This window comes from Actinoallomurus acaciae (assembly GCF_042429965.1).
Classification (GTDB): Bacteria; Actinomycetota; Actinomycetes; order Streptosporangiales; family Streptosporangiaceae; genus Actinoallomurus; species Actinoallomurus acaciae.
Map to the genome: position 1 here is coordinate 1 of NZ_JBHLZP010000522.1, position 5506 is coordinate 5506.

The following is a 5506-nucleotide window of genomic DNA, read 5'->3' on the forward strand; positions in this document are numbered from 1 at the left end:
TGGCCGGCGGCGAGGGCCGACGGCATCACGGGCAGGCCGACCGGGGTGGGCGCGGCGACGGGCCGTCGCCGGTACGCGGTGGCCGACGCGGCTCCGGGAAGAGCGGAGACGGCGAGCGTGAGGGTGGCGACGGCCACCGAGGCGACGGCGCGCGCACGCCGAGGGACACGTCGCATGCGCTCAGCCTAAAAGAACCGTCTTGTCGTTTTCTTGTCGTTGGCGGCAATCGTCTCCGCTGGTCCATGGGGAGCCGGGGGAGGGTGTCATGCGGTCCTCCTGAGCGGCATGATGGTCCGAAGGCACATAATCGCCGCCGCCCACGACATCATCGACCAACAGCATCACACCGCCCCCGAGGAGGGTCCAGCGTGTCTCGGCAGTTGCTCACGGTCTCCCCGGACGGACCGGGCGGTTTCCGGACGATCCAGGAGGCGCTGTCCGCGGCACGTACCGGATCTGTCGTCCGGATCCGGCCGGGCAGGTACGCCGAGAGCCTCGTCATCCGCACCCGGGTCACCATCGTGGCCGAAGGCGAGCGGGGCAGCGTGGAGATCTGCCCGCGCAGCGGCACGGCGGTGATGCTGCTGACGGACGCCGTGATGTTGACCGACCTCACGCTGCGCGGCGGTGGCGACGACGTGCCGGTGGTGGACGCCGCGCACGGTCAGATCGCCATGGAGGGCTGCACCGTGGCCGGCTCCGGGTGGACCGCCGTGCTCGCCCGCGGAGCCGGATCGCTGGCGATCCGCGGGTGCCGCATCACCAACCCCGAGGGCGCGGGCATCGTGGACACCGCCGAGACGGCCAGTGTCATCGAGGACTGCCTGATCGAGAACCTCGGCACCTCCGCCGTTGTCCTGGGTGAGAAGTCCCGCTCCAGAATCCGCGGCTGCCGGATGCGCGACGCGCGCGGCAACGGCGTGCTGGCCAACGGCGAGTCGCAGGGCACGATCGAGGACTGCCACATCGCCACGACCTCCAAGCCGGCCATCGCCCTGGAGGGCGACAGCGCCACCAAGATCGTGCGCACCAACGTGCGCGACTGCGCGGTGGGCGTCTACGTCACGAGCGCCTCGCGGCCGGTGCTGGAGGACGTCGCGGTCAGCGACATCACCTCCGGGCCCGGAATCGTGCTGGCCGGCGGCGCGGACCCGCTGCTGCGGCGCTGCCGGACGGCCCGTACGAAGGACAACGGACTGGCCGTCACCGAACGCTCGCGCGGCACGTTCGAGGAGTGCGAGTTCGCCGGGGCGACGGCTTCCGCGATCAAGGTCTCCGGCTCCAGCTCGCCCGCGCTCAGCACGACGACGGTGCGCGAGTGCGGCGACGCGTCGGCGTCCGTGCTGCTGTCCGAGGACTCCGTGGCCGAGTTCGAGCGGCTGGAGGTGGTGGACGCCGCCGGTACCGCGATCTCCGTACGCTCCGGCGCCAACCCGCTCATCCGGTACGCGACCGTCACCGCGCCCGGCGGCATCGGCATGGAGGTCGCCGACGACGGGCGCGGGCGGCTGGAGCACTGCGTCGTCGAGCGGGCGACCGGCGTCGCGGTCCGCATCGGCGGCGGGGCCAACGTCTCCCTCCGCGACTGCGCGTTCCGGTCGGCCGGCGACGCGGGCATCTCGGTCGACTCCGGCGGCATGGGCGTCGTCCTGGACTGCGAGGTTTCCGGCAGCGGCGCCTCGGGCGTGGTCGTACGCGAGGGCGGCGACGTGACCCTGACCCGGGCCCGGGTCAGCGGCTCCGGCGCGCACGGCGTACTCCTGTCGGCCGGGGCACGGGCCACGCTCGACGCCTGTGAGCTGTCCACGAGCCTCGGCGACGGCATCCGGGTCGACACCGCCGAGGCGGTCTCGGTCATCGGCTGCGCCGTACGCGACAACCGTGGCGCCGGCCTGCGTCAGCCCCGTCCCGGCGGGCGGCTGACCGTACGCGACCTGGAGAGCTCTGGCAACGCCGCGGCCGACGCCTGGGGCGTCGAGGCGGGCGAGGACGCCGAGCCCGGGGCGCCCGACAAGCCCGCGGAGACCCCGGTCGCCAAGCCCTCGGGACCGCTGGAGGAGCTGGACGCGCTCGTCGGCCTGGAGAACGTCAAGCGGCAGGTGCGCACGCTGATCAACCTCAACCAGATGTCGCAGCGCCGGGCCCGGCTCGGCATGCCCGTGCCCCCGATGAGCCGGCACCTGATCTTCGCCGGGCCGCCCGGCACCGGCAAGACCACGGTCGCCCGGCTGTACGGCGGCATCCTCACCGAGCTGGGCGTGCTGCGCAGCGGGCACCTGGTCGAGGTGTCCCGCGCCGACCTGGTCGCCCAGTACGTCGGCGCGACGGCCATCAAGACCACGGAGGCGTTCAACGAGGCCCTCGGCGGCGTGTTGTTCATCGACGAGGCGTACACCCTGGTCTCGGAGGGCAAGAACGACTTCGGCCGGGAGGCCATCGACAGCCTGGTGAAGCTCATGGAGGACCACCGCGACGACGTCGTGGTGGTGGCCGCCGGATACACCGACGAGATGCAGGCGTTCCTGTCCGCCAACCCCGGCATGGCCTCGCGGTTCAGCCGCACCGTCGAGTTCGGCAACTACTCGGTCGAAGAGCTCGTGACGATCACCGAGAACATGTGCCGGAACCACCGGTACGAGCTGGACCCGCGCACCCGGCAGGCGCTCGCCGCGCACTACGAGCGCATGCCGCGCGGCGCGACGTTCGGCAACGGCCGGGCGGCGCGCGGCGTCTTCGAGGAGATGGTCGACCGCCAGGCGTTCCGTCTCGCCGGGATGACCGACCCGGCCGAGAGCGACCTGACGCTGCTCCTGCCCGAGGACGTCAGCGACGACGCCGCGCGGGCGACCGAGACCTCCGCCGACCGCGAGACCCTCCTGGGCCGCCTCTCCGGCATGATCGGCCTCGGTGCCGTGAAGCGCGAGGTCAAGGACATGGTCGACCTGCTCACGGCGGCCAAGCAGCGGGAGGCCGCCGGGCTGCCCGCGCCCAACATCAGCCGCCACCTGGTCTTCACCGGTTCGCCCGGCACCGGCAAGACCACGGTCGCCCGGCTCTACGCCGAATTGCTGTGCGCCCTCGGCGTGCTGCCGCGCGGGCAACTGGTCGAGGTGGCGCGTGCGGACCTGGTGGGCCGCTACGTCGGTCACACCGCGCAGCTCACCCGCGACGTGTTCCAGACCGCGCTGGGCGGCGTGCTGTTCATCGACGAGGCCTACACCCTCACTCCGGAGGGCTCGGGGAACGACTTCGGCCGCGAGGCCGTGGAAACGCTCCTGAAGCTGATGGAGGACCACCGCGACGAGGTCGTCGTCATCGTCGCGGGCTACACCGAGGAGATGCGGCGTTTCCTCGGCTCCAACCCGGGTCTGGCCTCCCGGTTCTCCCGGCACGTGGAGTTCGAGGACTACAGCACCGACGAGCTGGTCGAGATCATGCGGAGCCAGGCCGGCGCCAGCGGCTACGAGTGCACCCCCGAGACGGTCGAGGCGCTGCGGGCGTACGTGGACGCCATCCCGCGCGATCGCACGTTCGGCAACGCGCGGCTGGCGCGGCAACTGCTGGAGACGATGATGACCCGCCAGGCCCGGCGGCTCGGCGGGATGAGCTCGCCGGACGTGTCGGCCCTGCGCTCGCTGCTGCCCGAGGACATCCCGGCCGCGAACACCCCGAGCCCGCACTGACCAGCGCCGACGCGTCCGGGGACGCGTCGGCAAGGAGTCGGCAAGCAGGCACCAAGAGCACCTGCCGAACATGGGACGCGATGACAGTGGTCGCGTCAGCGGAAGTGGGCGCGACCTGTTCCGGACGAACAGATGGGGTCGCCTCCTTATGACGCGCAGCCAGGTGCTGGACCGGCCACCGAATCGGACTGTCGTCGCCGCCCGGCCGGTGCCCCCGGCGCAAGGTCGCGATGTGCCGCAGGGGCTGGTGCCGCAGAGGACGGCGCCGCGGTCCGACGCCGTACGGGACGACGCGTTCTCCCGGATGCTCTACGAGCGGCACGGCACGGTCCTGTTCAGCTTCGCCGTCCAGCTCTGCGGCGGCGACCAGCACCGCGCCGAGGACGTCGTCCAGGAGACCGCCGTACGCGCCTGGCAGCACCAGGGCATCCTGGACCCGGCCAACGACCGCGTCCGCACGTGGCTGTTCACCGTCGCGCACCGCATCGTCATCGACCACCACCGCGCCCGGCAGGCCCGGCCCAAAGAGATCGGCGACGAGGAATCCGACGAGCCCTCCGTGCCCGACCCGGCCGACCGGGTCGTGACGCTGCGAGCGGTGCTGGAGGCGATGACGGAGCTCACCGAGCAGCAGCGCGAGGTCCTCATCTACACCTATTACGCCGGCTACAGCGTGGACCAGACGGCGGCCATGCTCGGCGTCGCACCGGGGACGGTCAAGTCCCGCGCGCACTACGCCATGCGCGCCCTGCGCGCGTCACTGCGCGCCCAGGCCGTAATGGACTGAGCGGTCCGGGCCGGGTCATGTCTCGAGCGTGATACGCCAACAATTCTTGCCCGTCGGGGCATTCAAATATCGGCCGGGCCGCCGGTCGGCGAGTTTTCTGCCATCTCTCCACAGGAATGGGGTTGCACAATGATGCGTAAGGTTCTGTTGTCGCTGGGTCTCGCGGCGGGCCTGGCGGGCGGCGCGCTCGCCACGGCGGGTTCGGCGTCCGCCGCCACCTTCGTGCCCGGAGGCGTCTACCCCTCGATCCAGGCGTGCTCGGACGCGGGCAACGCGGGCTTCCCGCAGGGCCGTTGGGTCGGCTTCTACTGCCAGTCCCTCGGCGGCGGCCAGTACGAACTGTGGGTGCAGCCGACCTACTGATCTCGCTGCCTGTCGTTATCAGGTAAATGTGCGGCTCGCGACATTGATGTCGCCGAGCCGCACATTTTTGATCCGCCCTTGGGCGGCCGCGCGGTGTGACAAAGAGGAGAGTCGCCGGTGAGCGAGAGTGAGGACCTGCCGACCAACTGGGGGCGCTGGGGCGAACACGACGAGCGGGGCACCTTGCACCTGATCACCGCCGAGGTGCGGGCCAGGGCGGTCGCCGAGGCGCGCAGCGGACGGACCGTCTCGATCTCGCGTCCCATGCCGACGTCGCCGATCGTCGCCGGGCGCACCGCGCCCCTGGGCGCGGACTCGATCGGAGTGATGCAGGCGGCGCTGTTCACCGGCGCCAACCCACATGGCACGGCGGAGCTGGTCATGATGCTGACGCACCACCCCGAGGTGACGCACTTCGACTCCTTGGTGCACCAGGTCGTGGACGGCAGGGTGTATCCGGGGATCGCGCTCGAGGAGGCCGGCGGTCCGGCCGGCTATCGGCACGGGTCCACCGCGGTGTTCGGGCAGGGCGTGGTGACCCGGGGCGTCCTCGCCGACCTGGCCGCCGACGGCCCGTTGCCGGAGGGCCACGGGGTGACCGGCGCGGAACTCGAGGAGGCGTGCGCGCGGGCGGGTGCCGAGGTGCGCAGCGGCGACGCGCTGGTGGTGCGCG

At 71.8% G+C, this 5506-nt stretch carries 4 protein-coding genes; all 4 read left to right on the forward strand.

Annotated features, from left to right (window positions below):
• Positions 1–368: 368 nt before the first annotated feature.
• On the forward strand, positions 369–3683 hold the full coding sequence (locus ACFFNX_RS40675) for a right-handed parallel beta-helix repeat-containing protein (protein ID WP_378211516.1): 3315 nt from the start codon (positions 369–371) through the stop codon (positions 3681–3683).
• 232 nt (positions 3684–3915) lie between these two features.
• A complete protein-coding gene (locus ACFFNX_RS40680; protein WP_378211517.1) occupies positions 3916–4470 on the forward strand; it encodes a sigma-70 family RNA polymerase sigma factor in 555 nt (184 codons plus the stop codon).
• A 129-nt stretch (positions 4471–4599) separates the two neighbouring features.
• Positions 4600–4833, forward strand: coding sequence for a hypothetical protein (locus ACFFNX_RS40685; RefSeq protein WP_378211518.1), 234 nt, complete (start codon positions 4600–4602; stop codon positions 4831–4833).
• Between the two features lie 117 nt (positions 4834–4950).
• Positions 4951–5506 (forward strand): cyclase family protein (locus tag ACFFNX_RS40690; protein WP_378211519.1); only part of this gene is annotated, 556 nt, incomplete at its 3' end.